Annotated in this window: 16 protein-coding genes; 9 read left to right on the top strand and 7 right to left on the bottom strand. The window is 41.9% G+C overall.

All coding sequences use genetic code 11. From position 1 onward, the window contains the following. Window positions 1-22 precede the first annotated feature (22 nt). Complete coding sequence (locus Q4533_RS11815) at window positions 23-346, top strand: hypothetical protein (RefSeq protein WP_102438559.1); 324 nt, start codon at window positions 23-25, stop codon at window positions 344-346. A 127-nt stretch (window positions 347-473) separates the two neighbouring features. After that, a complete protein-coding gene (locus Q4533_RS11810) occupies window positions 474-1,295 on the top strand; it encodes an ion transporter (protein WP_102438590.1) in 822 nt (273 codons plus the stop codon). A gap of 83 nt (window positions 1,296-1,378) precedes the next feature. Here the strand turns inward: Q4533_RS11810 and Q4533_RS11805 are convergent, their stop codons facing one another. After that, window positions 1,379-2,860, bottom strand: a complete 1,482-nt coding sequence (locus Q4533_RS11805; RefSeq protein WP_102438561.1) for an inorganic triphosphatase — start codon at window positions 2,858-2,860, stop codon at window positions 1,379-1,381. Between the two features lie 224 nt (window positions 2,861-3,084). On the opposite strand from Q4533_RS11805, the gene Q4533_RS11800 reads away from it, so the two are divergent. The 4 genes from Q4533_RS11800 to putA all read left to right on the top strand — a co-directional run bounded on the left by Q4533_RS11800 (window position 3,085) and on the right by putA (window position 9,396). Continuing rightward, window positions 3,085-3,768, top strand: a complete 684-nt coding sequence (locus Q4533_RS11800) for a TIGR00153 family protein (RefSeq protein WP_102438563.1) — start codon at window positions 3,085-3,087, stop codon at window positions 3,766-3,768. Window positions 3,769-3,793: 25 nt separating this feature from the next. After that, on the top strand, window positions 3,794-5,062 hold the full coding sequence (locus Q4533_RS11795; protein ID WP_102438565.1) for an inorganic phosphate transporter: 1,269 nt from the start codon (window positions 3,794-3,796) through the stop codon (window positions 5,060-5,062). Window positions 5,063-5,328: 266 nt separating this feature from the next. Next, entirely contained in the window at window positions 5,329-5,898 is a 570-nt protein-coding gene (locus Q4533_RS11790; RefSeq protein WP_241903522.1) for a TIGR04211 family SH3 domain-containing protein, read from the top strand. 309 nt (window positions 5,899-6,207) lie between these two features. Further along, window positions 6,208-9,396: a bifunctional proline dehydrogenase/L-glutamate gamma-semialdehyde dehydrogenase PutA gene (putA, locus tag Q4533_RS11785; RefSeq protein ID WP_198589269.1), complete on the top strand. Its 3,189-nt coding sequence runs from the start codon at window positions 6,208-6,210 to the stop codon at window positions 9,394-9,396. Between the two features lie 197 nt (window positions 9,397-9,593). On the opposite strand, the gene Q4533_RS11780 is transcribed toward putA, so the two are convergent. The 4 genes from Q4533_RS11780 to Q4533_RS11765 all read right to left on the bottom strand — a co-directional run bounded on the left by Q4533_RS11780 (window position 9,594) and on the right by Q4533_RS11765 (window position 13,361). Then, window positions 9,594-10,430 carry a formate/nitrite transporter family protein gene (locus Q4533_RS11780; protein WP_076540465.1) on the bottom strand — a complete coding sequence of 279 codons (837 nt, stop codon included), beginning with the start codon at window positions 10,428-10,430 and terminating at the stop codon, window positions 9,594-9,596. A 319-nt stretch (window positions 10,431-10,749) separates the two neighbouring features. Beyond that, a complete protein-coding gene (locus Q4533_RS11775; protein ID WP_303459548.1) occupies window positions 10,750-11,640 on the bottom strand; it encodes a cation diffusion facilitator family transporter in 891 nt (296 codons plus the stop codon). A 308-nt stretch (window positions 11,641-11,948) separates the two neighbouring features. Further along, on the bottom strand, window positions 11,949-12,833 hold the full coding sequence (locus tag Q4533_RS11770) for a LysR family transcriptional regulator (RefSeq protein ID WP_198589270.1): 885 nt from the start codon (window positions 12,831-12,833) through the stop codon (window positions 11,949-11,951). 249 nt (window positions 12,834-13,082) lie between these two features. Further along, entirely contained in the window at window positions 13,083-13,361 is a 279-nt protein-coding gene (locus Q4533_RS11765; protein WP_368389883.1) for a hypothetical protein, read from the bottom strand. Window positions 13,362-13,683: 322 nt separating this feature from the next. Here Q4533_RS11765 and Q4533_RS11760 point away from each other — a divergent pair, with 322 nt between their 5' ends. The 3 genes from Q4533_RS11760 to Q4533_RS11750 all read left to right on the top strand — a co-directional run bounded on the left by Q4533_RS11760 (window position 13,684) and on the right by Q4533_RS11750 (window position 16,583). Beyond that, window positions 13,684-15,033, top strand: a complete 1,350-nt coding sequence (locus Q4533_RS11760) for a Na+/H+ antiporter NhaC family protein (protein WP_303502815.1) — start codon at window positions 13,684-13,686, stop codon at window positions 15,031-15,033. Between the two features lie 189 nt (window positions 15,034-15,222). Then, window positions 15,223-15,867, top strand: coding sequence for a hypothetical protein (locus Q4533_RS11755; RefSeq protein ID WP_303502794.1), 645 nt, complete (start codon window positions 15,223-15,225; stop codon window positions 15,865-15,867). Between the two features lie 2 nt (window positions 15,868-15,869). Then, a complete protein-coding gene (locus Q4533_RS11750; protein ID WP_368389882.1) occupies window positions 15,870-16,583 on the top strand; it encodes a pseudouridine synthase in 714 nt (237 codons plus the stop codon). Window positions 16,584-16,594: 11 nt separating this feature from the next. Here the strand turns inward: Q4533_RS11750 and Q4533_RS11745 are convergent, their stop codons facing one another. After that, window positions 16,595-18,751 carry a S46 family peptidase gene (locus Q4533_RS11745; protein WP_303446636.1) on the bottom strand — a complete coding sequence of 719 codons (2,157 nt, stop codon included), beginning with the start codon at window positions 18,749-18,751 and terminating at the stop codon, window positions 16,595-16,597. Between the two features lie 207 nt (window positions 18,752-18,958). Continuing rightward, window positions 18,959-20,164, bottom strand: a complete 1,206-nt coding sequence (locus Q4533_RS11740) for an amino acid permease (protein WP_303502793.1) — start codon at window positions 20,162-20,164, stop codon at window positions 18,959-18,961. Between the last annotated feature and the right edge of the window lie 471 nt (window positions 20,165-20,635).

The raw sequence follows: 20,635 nt of genomic DNA, 5'->3' as shown, positions 1-20,635 counted from the left end.
GTTTTAGGGAGTTAAACCAACCATGAGTAAAGGTAAATCGTTACCAGAAACCTGGATAAAAAATCAGCAAGCGGCCAAGGCAACCCAAGTCGCGTTTGATTTAGATGAAAAGTTTCAGTACCAGATCCGAAAAGCCGCCCTTGATGCAGGGGTCAGCCCTTCAGATCAAATTCGCTCAATACTTGGTTTAAGCGTCACTAAGCGCCCCAAAAGGCCCAGATTAACCGTATCGTTAAGCCAAGATGATTACGTCTTACTAGCCCAGCGATACGGGTTAAATTCAGATGCACAACTTGAAATTAAAAAGCGCGTTTTAGATGATTTAGTGCAATTTGTAGACGAATAGCTGATGTTTGGATTTTAAAAAACACGCCTTGTTTAAGGCGTGTTTTTTTTGGCTGCAATTAAGGTTTACGCCATACCCCATGATTGGTAGCATCACTGCACTGCTTTTGCAAAACGGATTTGTATCGATGATAGATAAAAAACGCTGGTCATTAAAAACCTTAAATGGTCCCAGCCCTTTCGAACTGGCGATGATGGTGTTATCGCTTTTTTCAGTCTTTATTGTGATTATGCTGACTTTCAGCAAAATAGATCCTGAAACCAGACGGGTATTATTGTTTATTGATACCAGTATCTGCCTCTTGTTTATGTCGCGCTTTTTTTATGAACTTTTTAAAGCCCCAAGTAAGAAGTTTTATTTAAAACATCACTGGATTGATTTTGTTGCCAGCATCCCTGCAATTGAAGCACTGCGTATCGCCCGTGTTTTCCAAATATTACGGGTGATCAGATTAATTCGTGCCACACGCACACTAATCATTCCGCTATTAAGACAAAGCAAACAAACCACCTTAGCCGGGTTATTAGTGGCAATGGTGTTTATTTTGGGCGCAGCTTCCGTGCTAATTTTATTAGTTGAAACTGGGGTTGAAGGCGCCAACATTCAAACTGCCGAGCAAGCCATTTGGTGGGCATTAGTGACCATATCAACCGTGGGTTATGGTGATTTTTATCCAGTTAGCACAATTGGCCATATCATTGGCGCGATTGTAATTATTAGTGGCGTGAGTTTTTTTGGGGTGATTTCTGGTTACATGGCATCGGTTTTTGTCGCGCCAGACAGCAATGAACGTGAAGAGCGTGAAGAAACTAATAAACAGGATATCAAATCTGCATTAGAGCAAGCATTGGAGCGTATGGAGCAAAACCAGCAACAAATGGAAAAAAACCAGCGTCAAATGCTTGATGAAATAGCCATTTTAAAACAGCAGCTTATAGACAAGAATTAACCAGCACTCACCACATTCGGAGTATTTCATCTATAAAAAAATAAGGCCTATCAACTGATAGGCCTTATGTTTAAATGTTTAGCTTACCAGTATGGCTGGTTTTTTAAGGCACTTTTACGAGAATGCTCCATGGCAAACAGCAAACTAGCCTCTTTATCTTCAAGCCAACGGCCAATATCCACGTCGGTCTCTGCAGTCAGTTTAGCCAACAATTGATAACAACCTAAGGTTTGAATACCTAAGGCTAAATCTTGCCAAGGCGCTCTGAATGCTTCGCGGTCTTCTGCTTGATACAATTCACCATAAGCAAACCCCACCAAGATACTTTCATCTAAGCAATGGGCCACTTTTTGATAATCAAGGCTATCCATTGCCGCGCTCATTGGCATTACATCTACAATCCGCTGCCATGAATCTTGTTGTAAACGATTAGCAAACACACCCAATTCAGGATAATCCACTAAGCGGTGGGAACCATTGGCAGTTTTTAATAATAAATCCACTAATTCAAGCTGTAATTGACCGTATTCAGGTTTAAGCCAAAAAGCCTCGAGATTATTATCAGCAACAAGCTTAGCCGCACTGGCTTTAGCTAATGCCTTTAGCGGCGCTTTATTAATGGATTTACCGAATAAGTTTTGACGCTCATCAATAATTAAACTGAGGCTTTGCAGCGGCTCTATAAATTGTAGTTGTTGCTCTAACGTGTCGAAGTAACTGAGCACTTGTGAATTCAATAATCCAAATTGGCTTAGAGTCAGTCGCAACAATCGAATACAAGCCCGCAGTTGCATCCATAATTGTGCTTGCTGAGAAATTTCATCACTATCAAGCAAGATTGATTCAATGATCTGCCAGCGTTCGATGCCCGACTCTAATAATACTTCCAAGGTTTTTGATAAACTTTTATCGCTGGGTAAGCGAATATAATCGATGCTCTTTAATGATTGCGCTTGTGAGTGACCTGAAAGTAAATAGCCGCGCTGGGCTTTACTCGCTTTACCTAATCTCACCGGAACATGACGAGCAACGTCAATAGCCAACTGCAATAGCGCTGACGTGTCACCAGCTAACAGTTCAAACTCCACTTCACAAATGGGATCGGCTTTGCCGTTAGCCAGGACATTACCGGTATCAAATGCAATCTCAACTAAACTATCGCCAATATAAACATGCCATGATTGACGGCAAAAATTAGTTTCAAAAATACAGCTGATTTCAGCTTGCAGCTCACTAACCAGCATTTCTTGCGGCCAAATGGTGTCAGGAAATAATGCCAGTTCGGGGAAATCTTGCTCAATAGCCACATTATATTCGGGCCGAGAGTGAATACCGCCAATAACTTTGCCCGCAGTTTTAATGGTTTGCTCGGTATACTTTTCAGTTTGGCGTACCCTAAGCCCCATCAAATGTTGTCTTAATTGTAATTGAGGTGTATCAAAGTATTTGTTTGATAACTGACAAGTTTCTTGAGGGGTAGCGCCGTCCAATTCATTCAGTAATTTTACCAATAAATCATGGTATTGTGGCTGTATAAACAGCTTAAGTTCTATCTCAGAGTCCATTGACTTCTTTTTCACCTTGTCATTAAATCTTCATTAATGCGTCATAATTAGTTCATAATGTCACATTAGTGTAATAAAAATCCCTTAGGATAGCGTTACTCAGTTCTATATACTGACTAATATCAACTGTAGATTAAATTAAAAACACAGTTTCATTATGTGGACGCTTAAGGTAACATGCGCCCGCTTTTCCAAAATTGGAATCATTAAATAGGTTAACCGCAATGCCAGTAAACTCTATTTTAGGAGTGTTTGCAAAATCACCCCTTAAGCCCTTAGAACAGCATATCGACAAAGTTCATGAATGTGCAGTACTACTTGTACCATTCTTTGACGCAACGACCTCAGGTGACTGGGATGAAGCGGTCAAAGTCCGTAAGCAAATAAGCTTACTTGAAAATGAGGCAGATACGCTAAAGCGTGAGATCCGCCTTACCCTTCCTAGTGGGTTGTTTATGCCAGTAGAGCGTACTGACTTGCTTGAGTTATTAACTCAACAAGACAAAATCGCTAACAAGGCAAAAGACATCTCCGGCCGTATTATTGGTCGCCAATTAGTTTTCCCTCAACAAGTGCAAGCACCGTTTAAAGCTTATCTCAAACGTTGTTTAGATGCTGTCTCTCTTGCTAAGCAAGCAATTAACGAACTCGATGACCTTCTCGAAACAGGTTTTAGAGGACGTGAAGTCGAATTAGTCGCCAAAATGATCAATGAATTAGATCGTATTGAAGCTGATTCAGATGATTTGCAAATCCAAGTACGTCGCTTACTACTAAGCTTGGAAGCAGATTTGAATCCTATCGATGTCATGTTTATGTACAAGATTATCGAATGGGTTGGAGGCTTGGCAGATTTAGCCGAGCGTGTAGGCTCTCGCCTAGAGCTAATGTTAGCTCGCAGTTCATAACTAAAAAGGTTATCAAGGAAACAACATGGTTGATGTATTAGTCACCAATGGCCCAATGCTTATTGGTATTGCGGCTGTATTTGGATTTTTGATGGCATGGGGTATTGGCGCAAACGATGTCGCTAATGCTATGGGAACCTCTGTGGGTTCTAATGCTATCACTATTAAACAAGCTATTATCATTGCAATGATCTTCGAATTCGCAGGTGCATACCTTGCGGGTGGCGAAGTGACCAGCACAATTCGTAAAGGGATTATTGACGCGAGTTATTTCGTCGATTCACCTGAATTACTGGTTTACGGCATGATAGGTTCTCTACTTGCTGCAGGTATTTGGCTGATCCTAGCCTCAGCTCTAGGTTGGCCTGTATCTACGACTCACTCTATTATTGGCGCTATTGTTGGCTTTGCTGCAGTAGGTGTTAGCGTAGATTCTGTTGAATGGGGCAAGGTTGTTGGCATTGTCGGCTCTTGGGTTGTGACTCCTGCGATATCCGGTTTCATCGCCTTTATGATCTTCCAAAGTGTTCAAAAACTCATTTTTAACACTGATGATCCGTTAGCCAACGCTAAGCGTTATGTACCTTTCTACATGGCTTTTGCAGGCTTTGTGATGTCACTTGTGACTATTACTAAAGGTTTGAAGCATGTTGGATTGCACTTCTCAACTGCTGAAGCCTATGGCTTAGCCGCTATTGTTGCCGTTGTTATTGGTATCTTTGGTAAGATTATGATCGGCCGCTTAAACATGAGCACCGACGTTAATCGCCAAACTGAATATGCAAATGTAGAAAAAGTATTTGCTATCTTAATGGTAGTTACCGCTTGTTGTATGGCATTTGCTCACGGTTCAAATGACGTTGCTAACGCCATTGGCCCATTAGCAGCTGTAGTTTCAGTTGTTAACAGCGGCGGTGAAATTGGCTCTAAAGCGGCTTTAGCTTGGTGGATTTTACCATTAGGTGCGGTTGGTATTGTGATGGGTCTAGCTATCTTTGGTAAGCGTGTAATGCAAACCATTGGTAAAAACATCACTCACTTAACCCCAAGCCGTGGTTTTGCTGCTGAACTTGCTGCAGCATCAACAGTTGTTATTGCATCAGGTACCGGTTTACCTATCTCGACAACTCAAACACTAGTTGGTGCGGTATTAGGTGTGGGTATGGCTCGTGGTATTGCCGCAATTAATATCGGTGTAGTACGTAACATCGTTGTTTCTTGGGTTGTTACCTTACCTGCGGGTGCGGCATTATCTATCCTGTTCTTCTTCACCATCAAAGGGATATTTAGCTAATAACTCGTCAGTTATTAAGCTAACCACGCAAAAGCCGGTCATATTAATGTCCGGCTTTTTTGTTTCAAATAGCAAACTTTCGTTAATCAGCGGGCTAATTATTCGCTTCATTTAGCCAAAGCATAACGTTTTACGCATAATCCCATTAGATTAATCAGTAATATCGCTTATTTGAATAAGACTTTTGCGTTCTTCCTTGCAATCAAGTCGCTAAATAAATAGCATGACGGGTAGTTCTAATGGTATGGAAAAATAACGTGTTAAGAATGTTCACAATGGTAGTATTACTACTGCTCTCAAATGGCTTAATGGCGCAACAAGCGACGCATTTCATTACCGATGATGTCGATATTTACATGCATAGTGGTCCAGGGACTCAATACCGTATTTTAGGCACCATCGAAGCAGGCCAATCAGTTACCTTATTAAACGAAAGCCAAAACGATTACAGTAAAATTCGTGATCATAAAAACCGTGAAGGTTGGGTGATTTCTGAGTTAGTTAAAAAAGGCACCGGCCTTAGAAACCGTTTGCCAATTGTTGAAGCAGAACTCGCTAAAGCCAAGCAAACTTTAGCGCAGCTAGATCAAAGCTCTGAGTCTGTAACCCAACAGCTAACAGCAGCTAACCAACAGATTTTATCTCTAGAATCAGAGCTTGCTAGCGCATCTCAACAGCGCGACCATGCGATTAAAGAATTGAATGCGATTCAAGATAATGCTCAATCAAGAATGTGGCAACAAGGCGCATTAATTGCTGGATTAGGCGCCTTAATCGGTATTTTCCTAGTCTATCTACCAAGACCACAACGTAAGAAGAACAGCCGCTGGATGTAGTCCTAGCTCAATTACGCGACTTATCTTACCTGAAAAGCCAATGCCATTGCATTGGCTTTTTTGTTTCTGCTTTTTGAGCTTACGCTGGCAACAAAAGCACAATATTTACCCCCTCAAAAAAGTCGTAATTTTGCCTGCAAGAGGTATAAAAAACACCTAGGCTATATTTCATCATCACAACTGACACTAAATCTTGCTCAACATCACATTTTAATCGTATACTCGCCTCGATTTCGTACATTGTATACAAAATAAAAAACATCATAATAAACATCTTGTTTACAAAGTTAGTAAACAGCTCAAGACGGAATGAAAATTATGTTCAATGCCAGTGAAGTCCTAAACGGTCATTACAATAATGCTAGCTTAGATGAGCTATTCTCAGCCATAACTAATAATTACATCGTTGATGAAGAACTGTATTTATCTGAGCTTATTAAATTAGTGCCATCGTCTGATACTGAAATTAAGCAAATCACTGATAAAGCCCATCAACTGGTCTTGAAAGTGCGCCAATTTGAAAAGAAAGGCCTAATGATTGGCATTGATGCTTTCTTGCAGCAATACAGCTTAGAAACTCAAGAAGGCATTATCTTGATGTGTCTTGCTGAAGCATTATTGCGTATCCCTGATGCCGCTACTGCAGATGCCTTAATCGAAGATAAGCTCTCTGGCGCTAAGTGGGATGCGCACTTAAGTAAAAGTGATTCAGTGTTAGTTAACGCATCCACTTGGGGCTTAATGCTCACAGGTAAAATCGTTAAGTTAGATAAAAACATCGACGGCAAACCTAGTAACTTGCTAAACCGTTTAGTTAATCGTGTTGGTGAGCCTGTTATTCGTCAAGCAATGAATGCCGCGATGAAGATTATGGGTAAACAGTTTGTGTTGGGACAAACGGTTAAAGAGGCCCTTAAAAACAGTGTTGCTAAGCGCCAGCAAGGTTACACCCACAGCTATGATATGCTCGGTGAAGCCGCCTTAACCGCTAAAGATGCACATAAGTATTACACTGAATATAGCCATGCGATTGCTGAATTAGGCGCACAAGAATACGATCTATCAAGCGCTCCTCGCCCCACAATCTCAATCAAATTATCGGCGCTGCATCCACGCTATGAAGTCGCCAATGAATCACGTGTACTCAGTGAATTATATGACACTGTCATTAAACTCATCGTGCAAGCGCGCGAGCTCAACATCGGTATTTCAATCGATGCCGAAGAAATGGATCGCCTTGAATTATCACTCAAGTTATTCCAGAAGCTATATAACGCCAACGAAACTCAAGGTTGGGGCTTACTGGGGATTGTGGTTCAAGCCTACTCAAAACGTGCCCTGCCGGTATTATGTTGGTTAACTAAGTTATCCCGCGAGCAAGGCGATGAAATTCCAGTGAGACTAGTAAAAGGCGCTTATTGGGACAGTGAGTTAAAATGGGCTCAGCAAGCTGGCGACGGTGGCTACCCACTTTACACTCGCAAAGCCGGCACGGACGTATCATATTTAGCCTGTGCTCGTTATTTACTCTCTGACGCCACTACAGGCGCCATATACCCGCAATTTGCCACCCATAATGCCCAAACAGTTGCCAGTATCAGTGCGATGGGCGCGAATCGTCACTATGAGTTCCAGCGCCTACATGGCATGGGTGAAGAGCTCTACGACACTATGCTGGCTGAAAGTGGCGCAAAATCCGTGCGTATCTACGCGCCTATTGGTGCCCATAAAGATCTACTGCCTTATCTGGTAAGGCGCCTATTAGAAAACGGCGCTAACACCTCGTTTGTTCACAAATTAGTGGACCCGAAAACCCCTATCGAAAGCTTAGTGGTGCATCCATTAACCACTTTAAAAGCTTATAAAACTTTAGCTAATAATAAAATTGTTCTACCGGAAGATATTTTTGGTATAGAACGTAAAAACTCTAAAGGATTAAACATGAACATCATTTCTGAGTCTGCGCCATTTTTTGCCGGCGTTGACCAATTTAACGATACCCAATGGACTGCTGGGCCATTAGTCAATGGCGAGACCTTAAGCGGCGAAACCAAAAATGTACTCAGCCCATTTGACACCACTAAAACGGTGGGACAAGTAGCTTTTGCCAATAATCAGGCAATTGAAGCTGCATTAAGTTCTGCCCATGGCGCTTTTCATCGTTGGAGTCATACCCCCGTTGAGCAGCGTGCATCTGCACTGCAAAAACTGGCTGACTTACTTGAAGAGAACCGCGAAGAGCTGATTGCCCTTTGTACTCGTGAAGCAGGTAAAAGCTTACAAGATGGCATTGATGAAGTCCGTGAAGCAGTAGATTTTTGTCGCTACTATGCTATTCAAGCCAAGAAAATGATGGCGGCGCCAACTTTGCTTCCTGGGCCGACGGGTGAATTAAATGAACTATTCATTCAAGGCCGCGGCATCTTTGTTTGTATTAGCCCTTGGAACTTCCCATTAGCGATTTTCTTGGGCCAAGTTACTGCGGCGCTAGCTGCTGGTAATACCGTGATTGCCAAACCCGCTGAGCAAACGTCATTAGTGGGCTACCGCGCTGTGCAATTAGCTCATGAAGCAGGCATTCCTGTCGATGTACTGCAGTTCTTACCAGGCACTGGCGCTACTGTTGGCGCAGCGATCACCGCTGATGAACGTATTGGCGGTGTGTGCTTTACTGGTTCAACCGGCACTGCCAAATTGATTAACCGCACATTAGCTAATCGTGAAGGTGCTATCATTCCGCTCATCGCTGAAACTGGCGGTCAAAATGCGATGATAGTTGACTCGACCTCACAAGCAGAACAAGTGGTTGCAGATGTGGTTTCATCGTCGTTTACCAGTGCAGGCCAGCGCTGCTCGGCATTGCGAGTGCTGTTCTTACAAGAAGATATTGCCGATCGCGTATTAGATGTAATGCAAGGCGCGATGGAAGAGCTCAGTATTGGTAACCCAAGCTTTGTTCAAACTGACGTTGGCCCTGTGATTGATGCCACTGCAAAAGCGAACCTAAATGCCCATATTGATCATATCTCGCAAGTTGGTAAGTTAATTAAGAAAATCGACTTACCCGCAGGCACTGAAAATGGCCACTTTGTGTCGCCAACAGCGGTAGAAATTGATTCAATTAAAGTGCTTGAGAAAGAACATTTCGGGCCAATTTTGCACGTTATTCGTTATAAAGCCGCTAATTTAGCCGCGGTTATTGACGAGATAAACAGCACCGGCTTTGGTCTTACTTTAGGAATTCATAGCCGCAATGAAGGCCATGCGTTAAATCTTGCAGACAAGGTTGATGTGGGTAACGTCTATATTAATCGTAACCAAATTGGCGCAGTAGTGGGTGTACAGCCTTTTGGCGGTCAAGGTTTATCAGGTACTGGCCCCAAAGCAGGCGGACCACACTACCTTACTCGTTTTATTACTGAAAAAACCCGCACCAACAATATTACTGCCATTGGCGGTAACGCGACGTTATTGTCCCTTGGTGATGCTGAAGACTAATAATTAGCAGGTTTGAAACCATAAAAATGCCCGCAGCTGCGGGCATTTTTTGTTCAAGCTATTTTATTTAGGTTAATAGTGTTCAAGCTAATAGTATTTACCGATAAAACCATCAACGGCTTACCATTAAGTAAGCAGGTATCACTTGAATCGCCATAACAAAGCCCAATCGAGACAAGGATAGGCCTTAGCACTGCTTATAAAGCTAAGCTTTCTTTTTCAGCAGCAGTTTTACGCTCAGGGCTTGTCTTAACATGGGTTAAGTACAAAGGTAAGCCCACGAGTAAAAAGCCGCCGACTAAATTACCTAATGCCGTTGGGATTTCATTCCACAATAGGTAGTCGCTAACAGTAAAGTCACCGCCCATGATCATTGAAAATGGAAATAGGAACATATTAACGATTGAATGCTCAAAACCCATAAAGAAGAACAGCATCACAGGCATCCACATTGCAGCCATTTTGCCGCTCACTGAGGTTGAGATCATAGCGCCTACCACTCCCATAGACACCATCCAGTTACACAACATGCCGCGAATAAAAATAGTAAACCAGCCTGCCACGCCATGCTCTTGATACCCTAACGTACGTGACTCACCAATTGAGCTCACTTTAGCCGCTAATACTCCACCGTCAGTGTTGTAACCATAAGTTAGGATATAGGATGCAAAAAATGCCACGGTTAACGCGCCGGCAAAATTCCCCACAAACACTAACCCCCAATTCCTAAAAAGTTGCTCCCAGGTACATCCCGGTCGCTTGTTAAGGACAGCTAAAGGCACTAAGGTAAATACACCTGTCAGCAAATCAAACTTCATCAGATACAACATAATAAACCCAACCGGGAATAATAATGATCCGACTAACAAGCTACCTGTTTTCACGATAACGGTAATGGCAAAAAAAGCGGCAAGTCCCAGTATCGCGCCAGCCATAAATGCCCTAACTAATGTATCTCGTGTCGACATGAAGATTTTTTGCTCCCCAGCATCTACCATCTTGGTAGCAAACTCCTTTGGCTCGATATATGACATAGTGCATTCCCTATAGTTATGTAGTTGACTGCTAATAAGCCAACTTCATACCAAGGTTGATAAATGCTTATAAATCAATACCCTAATCTAATTAGATTTTTTGAAAATGGTTGTAAGTAGTGCAAGCTGCACCTAGATAGCGCAAAAAAGCCATTATTGAAAGGCCGTATTTAGCATCAAGTTTGTCTCGCTAAATGAAGCGTAATGAGCAAGTTAGTGGTTGTTGCGGCGGATAAGTGAGTCTTCGTTAAGACTCAAATGGTACCAATAATCGAATATGGTTATTGTAGTGACTAGCAATAGCTTGATGACTAAATGGTTAAATGGCAATATTCATTTTAAGCTCTAACTTGTATGGCAGCGCTGATAACTTTTGCTTGAGATTTTGCTGAAATACTTTGATATCACCGGTCTTTATAATTGACTCTTCACTAGGTACGACATTGATATCAATTCTAAGCTCATTTCCCACTTTGACGACACTGCCTAAATGCAGGGTTTCTTGGCTATCAACTTCTTTCATGCCTTTGGATACTTCTGCAATCAGTTCTTGTTGTGGTGCCATTTGCAATAACTCTTTGACCGCTTGACTCACCATAGAAAAAGGAACTTTCAAAAAGTAAGCTGAAATTAATATCATCATGAGTGGATCGGCATAACCTGCATATTGAGCCAGCGAAGTTTGCGTTAAGCCCCATGCGATAACAAACCCCAGCGTAATAGCCATGCTGAGCAAAGTATCCATCTGCCACTGCTTAGTTTCTGCTTCAATTAACCCTGAGTGCGACTCGCGGCTCATTTGGGTTATTTTCCACCAAGCAAAACCACAACCAAGGGTATTTACCAGCCCAAAAACACTCGCTACACCAATGTCTAACGGCTTGACACCTTGTATTAAACTATCGATTGCGCCGAACAGTGAATAAATCACTAGACTCATAATCACTAAACCTTTGATCGCAATAACAATAGGTTCAAACATCGCCTTACCATTGGGAAAACGCTTATCTTTCGGGGAATGGATAAGCTTAGCGGCGAGCAGTGACAAAATAGTTAACAGCAAACTAATTAACGAGTATAAACCATCAAAGGCTATGACTAAGGAACCCAATATCAGCCCAACCGCCAAGCCGCCTACAGCAAACATCAGCGCAAATACTGAAGACAGTATCAACACTTTTTGCTCTATTGCTTGAGATGGCACACACATATGAATTCCTCATAAAATTAATCATTTACCCGTATAGGTAATTGAGTACAGTTTGGCATTCTGTATTAAATCAGCAATGACAAACTCAACGTCTGTGAGGTTATTTTGATAGTAATATTATTATAGCAAGGCTATTCAATGACTTAGTTTAGCAACCATCTGTCAATTATATTGACAGTGAGTGCTTGGCATGAATCCGAAATAACACGAATAAGCTAATACAAAGGTGATAGCTGGTTATTGAAATGGACCAGTTGAACAGTTTGATTTAATGACCCATCGAGGATGGGCTTATCATGAACACAAGATTAAAAAGCAAATAGATAGTCATTTAACTGATCGGCTAACCAGTTTGTCGCGGGATGCTCATTAAGGCCACTTGCTGCAAACATGCAATAGTCTTCCTGCAATAAACCGTAAGTATGCTTAATCACCGCAATGGATTGCTGCCTCAATAAATGTTTAATCAAGGGTTCAGGCATTACACCCCAAGCATCTTCAGTTTGAATGGAGCTAAGAATGTAATCAAAACTTGAAAAACCAATATAGTTACGGGAAAAAGGCTGTAATTCAGGATTGGACTTTTCATTTAAATATACCATTGATGCTTGCATGGCGCTGCGCAAGTCTTCATCTGACACTCGGCGTTTTGCTGCCAAGGGGTGGTCATGACGGCACACTGACATCATGCGAATTTTACCTAAAGGATGTGATGTCACCATGGCACTATCAGTGCTTTCATAGTCAATTCCAAAAGCAAAATTAACTTGCTCAGTTTCAACTAAATTGGCCAGATCGCCGGTGGAGGCCAGCACAATATTAAATGAGGTTGCTGGAAAGTGATTATTAAGCTGATGAGTCAACTCTAACCAAATATCGTCAGGTAAAGAGTCGTCACGGGCAATCCATACTTCTGCAGCAAACTCACCTTTAACTTGACGACAGGTTTGGCGGATCCGCTGCGCCGCTGTCAGCATACTTTGGCAATCTTTATAAATAGCCTTACCTGCTTCGGACAATGTGACTTGGTTACCGGTGCGATCAAATAATGCGGTATCGAGATCTTTTTCCATCGCTTTAATCGCCATGGTCATTTTGGTGCGATTCTGTTCTGTTTGTCTCGCCGCTTCTGACACAGAGCCCAGCTCTGCGACCAAACAAAAAGCTTCAATTTGCGAAAGTGTCAGTGCCATTATTATTCCTATAGTGAGGCTACCTCGCTAAGATAGCCTATTGCTTTGTGCCACAACAGTACGCTTTATCAATTTCGCTAGTCAGTTATCGGTTATCAACATAGCTTAGGCAATGCTAACCATCTTAAGGGAAAAAATGAAATCTAAAATTACAGCGGATATGGGAGTTTGAGGCAGGAAAGTGAGGTAGTAAAAGGCAGCTTGATAACAATCCTAATAACCATCAAGCCCTCACAGGCAATATTCGCACTATTGACTATCAAACAAACCGTTGCGCTTTAAACCTCGATGAACGTTTTTACATAACTTGGCAAATTTTTCTAAATCGCCAAAGCTCGGGGTGGCATTATTGTCCAGCGATGATTGCCAATAACTCACTTCACTATCAACAATTTCAAGCAGTTTTTTGGGACAGCCAATACAGCTACTATTAAAACCACATACGGCTAAAGCAGGATCATCTAAGGGAAAGGTATCTTTAACTTGGTTTATAAGTTGCTGCATTGCAGTCATTCTATCTGGTTTCATAATCAAGCGGCTCTTGCATCAATGAACGCCGATAATATTGCAGCGGCTGTTAAAGGTCAAAATACAGCCACCAAACCGCCTCAAGGTTAATGAGATGTATACTTTATTGTGCTGCAAATACAGTTAGCATGTGCCATTAAAGTAAAACCAACCCTAGAAGCAAAGAAGTCTAGACGTCTAGATTGACACTAATTTGTAGATCTCCTATGCTGACTATCATTGCACAAGCTATCATCATTGAAACTGAAATAACATGGATTGCTAAAGTAACTCGCAGCCTATTGGTGCAGCACCAATAACCATCAATGAATTGAATAAGATAATAAGAGAGACTCACTTGACCACACAAACACAAAAATCGGCCACCAGCCCAGCCTCCTTTGTTGCTTTACTGCCACTATTTGCTTTTTTAGCCTTATTTATTGGCGCTGGGGTTTACTTTCAAAGCCAAGGTGTAGACTTTGCTTTTTATCAGTTACCTAGTGTTATCGCGATTTTACCGGCGATTATCTTGGCGTTATTACTGTCTAAGCAAAAATTAAATCAATCCATTGATACTTTCATTGCCGGTATTGGTCACAGCAATATTATTGCTATGTGTCTGATTTATCTATTGGCAGGCGCCTTTGCCTCTGTCGCTAAAGCGACTGGTGGTGTTGATGCTACGGTTGCGCTGGGCTTATCAATGATCCCATCGAACTTATTATTACCCGGCTTTTTTGTTATTGCTGCCTTCATTGCTACCGCGATGGGCACCTCAATGGGTACCATTGCAGCGGTAGCGCCGATTGCATTAGGCGTTGCTGATCAAGCGCAAATTGATTATGCATTAATGGCTGGCGCAGTATTATCTGGTGCATTATTTGGTGATAACTTATCTATTATTTCTGATACCACCATTGCCTCAACCCGTACTCAGGGCTGTGAAATGAAAGACAAGTTCCGTGAGAACTTAATTTTCTCGCTGCCAGCATCAGCAATTGCCTTAGTGTTATTTGCTATTGCGGGTCAGGGACAAGCTGACATTGCCGCCCAAGAAATTGACTTCATTAACGTTATTCCTTACCTAACGATATTATTTTTAGCAGTATCAGGAGTTAATGTGTTTGTGGTACTAACCGTAGGCATACTGCTAGCTGGCGCTACAGGCCTGTTCACTATGGATTATAGTGCGGTCCAATTTGGTCAAGATATCTATGCTGGTTTCACCAACATGCAAGAAATCTTCATTCTATCTATGCTTGTTGGTGGTTTAGCTGCGCTGATGACACAACAAGGCGGTTTAACCTTTGTAAGCCAGAAGATTGAATCTTTGATCGCCCGCTTCTCTAAAGCCAAAGCTGACGCATCACCCCGCGCTGCTGAACTAGGTATGGCAGGTATGGTTGCAGCAACCAATGTGTGTGTCGCTAACAATACGGTATCGATTGTGGTTGTCGGTGACATTGCCAAAGACTTAGCCAGCAAGCATGGCGTTGCACCTAAGCGCGCGGCGAGTGTTTTAGATATCTTTGCTTGTATCATTCAAGGGTTAATTCCCCATGGCGCTCAAGCACTATTGATAGCATCAACCTTTGCCATTAGCCCATTAGCTGCTATTTCACACGCTTGGTATTGTATGATTTTAGCTGTGGTTGCTATTTCAATTGTGATATTGCGTAAACGCGCTTAATTCACTGTCAAACCAACGGCATAAAACCTGAGAACAACCGACTTAATGATGGTTGAACTCAGGTTTTATTTTATATAAAAGAGCGGTTTAAAAGTGTTAGTCTAAAGTTAACATTTGTATATCAAACAACCCATGAGCCAATCAATTCAGTTTAATAAACATTACGATTTATATTTAATGATTATTTTCATGTCGTTAGCGACTGCTGTAATTAGTGGCCTTGGCATTGGGGCGGCGTTAATTGCTGAAGTGTCTCGTTTGGGTATTAACCCACTGAGCATTAGAGCTGATACCTTAGGTGACTATATGAGTTCACCGTTAGCCATTGTTTACAATATGTCATTAGTCATTGCTGGAATGTGTTTAATACTGGCTATGTCAGCGCGCTACTTTGTCTTTGAAGATGGCTACAGCCGAGGTATTACCGTCACTGGCGCTACCTTAGGCGTATTAATTGTACTCATTGGTATCTTTCCAATTAACTTTTTAGAGCAACACCGTCTGTTTTCAACCGGTTATCTCATTTGCACCTTTTTGCTGCATTGTTTTTGCTTTATGGAATACTTTCGCAAGCGTAGCGCTTTAACCAGTCCATTATTCGCTCTAAATATTATTGGGTTAATATTTTCAATAATATTGATGTCTTTGCTTAACTGGTCGACATTAGATTTTGATCCTTGCAGCCATGCTGCCAGTGACATTTGTTGGATGTCCTTGGTGATGTGGGTACTGACTCAAACCAATATTTTGTGGTGTATGGTGTTAGCCATTGATATGAAAAACCGTATTAAGCAGCAACATCACCTTGCCAACTTATCGCTTGTAGGAAACTAATTTTGGCCAATAATATGCGCTTAGAGCAGTATTTAGCTCACTGCGGAGTCTGCTCAAGGCGCCAAGCCCAAAGGCTTATTGCCGCAGGTAGAGTGTGCTTTAATGGTCAAATCGCCTCAGAGTTAGATCGCGTCAGCCCCAATGTGGTAAACCCCAATATTTTACTAGACGGTGAAACTATTGCGCCACTAGAGAGCAAACAATATTGGCTATATCACAAACCCGTGGGCATTGATTGCCGCTTATTACCTGAGTTAGCCTCCAGTTTAATCCATCACTTACCCGCTTCACCCCGGCTGTACCCTGCAGGAAGATTAGATAAGGACTCGCGCGGATTATTACTACTGACAAATGATGGCGCGCTAACTCATCGACTGATGCATCCTGATTTTGGCCATGAAAAAGTCTATCAAGTCACGGTAAATAAACCACTTAAAAATGATTTTGCCGCGTTAATGAGTGCAGGAGTCAGCTATCGAGATGTGACCACTAAACCTTGTAAGGTCTCTGTCATTGACGAGTGCCAATTTGAGATAACGTTAACCCAAGGGCTTAATCGACAAATTCGCAGAATGTCCCAAGCGCTGGGCTATCACGTTGTTGATTTGCTAAGAGTGAGCATGATGAATTGTCAGCTTGCTCAGTTGCCAGAAACAAAAATGCGGCCCCTAGAGGCCGCAGAATTAGTCACACTGCAGCAGCTACTTAAGTTGTAGCTGCTTATCAATTATTTTACGATGTCCATTTCTTCAAGTAAGTTGTCAGCATTATCTAAATACTTCATCACCCACAGCATGTAACGGCTATCCACTTGGATTGAGCGGTTAGTTTGAGGATCATAACCCCAGTCACCAATGATGCTTTCGTAAACGCCATCAAACAGTAAACCCACTAATTCAGCGCGGCCATTCAAAGTTGGAGAACCTGAGTTACCACCAGTGGTATCTAAAGTCGATAAGAAGTTAACCGGTACAGAATCGATTGATTTCATGTAGAAATCGCCGTACTGCTTTTGCTTAATAAGCTCAAGTTGCTTAGTCGGTGCATCAAATGGAGCTGCACCAGTATCTTTCGCAACAATACCTTCAAGACGAGTAAACGGCGCCGCCACTAAACCATCTTGGGGCGAGTATCCTTTTACGTTACCAATCGTGACTCGTAAGCTTGAGTTAGCATCAGCGTAAACCGGTTTACCTAGCTCACGATTATAGGCAATGACCGCATCCATATACTGTGGACGCACTTTCATTAAGTCTCCAGCAAGTTGTTTTTGCGCTTGTTCGCGTTGCATTTTTTCATCAAAGGTCATCACCGCATATTGAATAAACGGATCTTTCGACTGATTAAACTCAGCTACCGACTTATTCATCCAAGCTAAGCGGACGTCTTTATCTGACAGTGTGGTATTGGCATACATGCTATCAAGGGTTTTCATTAGCTTGGCTTCATCGAAGTTTTTACCAATCGAGAAAGCCTTATCAAAATCAGCTAAACGCTCAGAGGTTGGCAAAGCGGCATAACGCTTGAGTAAGTCTGCTAACATGGCTTTATCAACGCTGGCAGCATAACGACGGTCAATACGCTCCATACTTGAGGTAAACTGAGTCATGTCGCGTTCTTGATAGCCAGGCTCACGCTGCATATCCGGTAACGCTTTTTCATGAGCTAAACGATATAGGCGCTCAGCGGTGTTCTTCATGGTTGAATAACCCATGTAACTCAGCAGTAAGTCACGTTCTTGGCCTTGTTGGTCTAAGGCAATTAACTTATCTAACTGAGCTAATGTTTCACCATATTTCGCCTGACGCTTGCTATCTTTGCTAATCCACTTAGCTAATTTTTGCTCTAAACTTTTACGCTCATCTAACATGGTAGATTTACCGTAAAACTCAATCATCGAAGTAAAGTTTTTAGCGTAATTGGCTAATCCTGCAATTGAGCTTTCATATTTAATTCGCTCATCACTGCCTTCTGGGGCTGTGTCTTTGATGATTTCAATTAAACGTTCACGCAACACTTTACCTTGCGGATAAGCCCACTCAAATTGGTTTTCGATTTCATTCGCGATGCGATAACGGTTAGTACGGCCGGGGTAACCTGCCACCATAACAAAGTCCCCTTCGCTTACGCCTTTTGCAGACACTTTAAGAAAGCTTTTAGGCTCGTATGGGACATTATCTTTACTGAAATCGGCAGGCTTACCATCTTTACCGACGTAAGCACGGTAGAATGAAAAATCGCCAGTGTGACGTGGCCACATCCAGTTATCGATATCGCCGCCATATTTACCCACACTGGCTGCAGGATTATAAGTTAGGCGAACATCGCGGATTTCCATCTGTTTAACTAAGTAATACTCAAGACCACCATGAAAACTATAAACCTTACAGCGGTAACCATCTTGCGCTTCACACTCTGCGACTAATGATTTCTCTTTTTGCTCAATGCCTTTGTAAAAGTCATTACCAGTTTTGCTCATTTCACCGTCTTTTATTTTAGCGGTGACATCAGTAACAGCTTCAGTAACATAAATACGTGAACCCGGTGTAGCAGGTAATTCTTCTGCATAAGTTTTAGCTAAAAAACCATCTTGTAACAGGTTGTTCTCTGGGGTTGAGTTGTACTGAATAGCGCCATAAGCACAATGATGATTAGTAACAACCAAGCCTTTAGGCGACACAAATGATGCTGTGCAGCCACCTAGGCTAATCACGGCATTCATTGGAAATTCGGTTAATTTTGAAATCGATTTGGCATCAATCTCCAATCCTTTTGCTTTAAGCTCATCAGCCATTGCAGGTAGCTGATAAGGCTGCCACATTCCTTCGTCTGCTTGGCTGGCAAATGTTGCCAAAATTGCAGCGCTTAATAACCATGTTTTCATTATTATTCCATTTTTAATAAAAGAGCCCCAAATTGCCTGTATTTTAATGCGGTCACAATGTCATATTGAAGCAACAATGTTCAGATTTAAGGCATAAAAAAGTCAGGCGGATAGCCTGACTTTATCATATTGTTTCTACAAAGAAATAGTCTTTGAAAAATGCCGTTACAAAGCTTATCGACAACACAGCTTCATTTATTGGCTTTTTTAGCTTAAAGCCACCATCAACTGAGCAACCACAATCAACAAACCTAATAGACCTGCGATAGCTAAGGCAAGCTTGCCACCACACACTTCATAGCCACCTAATTGTTGCTTACGCAGTTTTAATGCCATGACTATCGGCAAGAAGATAATCATAACCACTAACGGTATGGCCGCAAAGCCGAGCACTTGGAAAAAGCCATCAGGGTAATATAAAGCACATAATAGTGGCGGCACGAAAGTGACTAACCAAGTTTTAGCACGGCCTGCTTTATCATCTTTTGCTCGGGTTAACTCGGCAACATAGTCAAACAAGCTCATGGTAACGCCTAAGAAAGAAGTCACGAGTGCAAGATTGGCAAATAAATCAATAAACTGACTGACAACCGCTGAGTTAGCTACAGCTTGTAATGCATTAACTAGCGCAGGTAATGACCCTGCAAAACCATTTACCGTTTCACCGCCTAAGGTACCTAAAGTGACCAAAATCCATAAGATATAGCAAACTAGCGGGATAGTAGAGCCAATCAATAGCACTTTTCTTAACGAAACGGCATCACCGTCTAAGTAACGAACAATGGTCGCAATACACACATGGAAACCAAATGAGGTAAATACCACAGGAATAGCCGCTAACCATAAATGGTCAAGCTTATCGCCTTCGGCGACATTGGCTGAAAAATTACTTAATGATGCCACAAGGTTTACTTCAGGTAGCAAAAATGCCACCACTAGAACCAATAACACGATCATCGCGGTAAATAACACCCGAGATACTTTATCAATCCACTTCACGCCAACGGCAATTAGGCCACCAAATACTAACGTAAATAGCAGTACTGACACTTGGTTATTTAAATCGACATCTAATAATGGCTCTAAGCGAGATTCAAGTAGCGATGATCCGCCCATTAGATACACCATGGTCAGGGCAAATAACAAACTTAAAAACGATCCGCCTTGAATAAGTTGACCAACCTTGCCTAAGGTTTTGCCTGTAATGGCGTGGACGTTATCACCCACACCAGTACGTAAGTTAATTTCTAACATTAATAAAGAGGTATAAGCTGATAATCCCCAGATAACTACCAGCAATAAAATCGCAGGCATAATACCTAGCGCTGCGGTAGCAAGTGGTAAAGCTAACATCCCCCCACCAATAGCAGTTCCTGCAACAATGGCGATTGAGCCAAGTATTTTTAAGTTCAAAACATGAGTCCCGTATGGTTTTTATTTATTGGTCGTTTTACCAAGTCTTATTGATATGGTCGATTTCGACAGTAGCAGAAGGAGATTATCACTAGCAAGAGACTTAGGCATTTAAAGGCCTACACGCGCGTTAATAAACAATTACGCAACATATTGATAATTACTTTAACGCAAGGATTTTGCAATGGCGTAGCATTACAGCCATACAAGAGGGTTTTGAGGCTAGCAAACAATTTGAAGAGCGATATTAATTGAGTAATCACATATAAAACTACCCATCTACAAATGAAATGATGAGTAAACTGACTATGCAGGTAAACCAGAACAAGATAAATAAAAAAGGAAGACCTAAGTCTTCCTTTTACATAGTTAACAACAGGTATTTACTTATCTAATGAGACTGTAACTAATTTTGTGTAACTGCTTATCAACACGTACTCTATAGAGAGTCAAGGATAGGCAGATACTCAT

The sequence above is a fragment of the Shewanella sp. 6_MG-2023 genome (assembly GCF_030547195.1).
In the GTDB taxonomy this organism is placed as follows: domain Bacteria; phylum Pseudomonadota; class Gammaproteobacteria; order Enterobacterales; family Shewanellaceae; genus Shewanella.
This window is presented reverse-complemented; position numbering and strand designations above follow the sequence as displayed.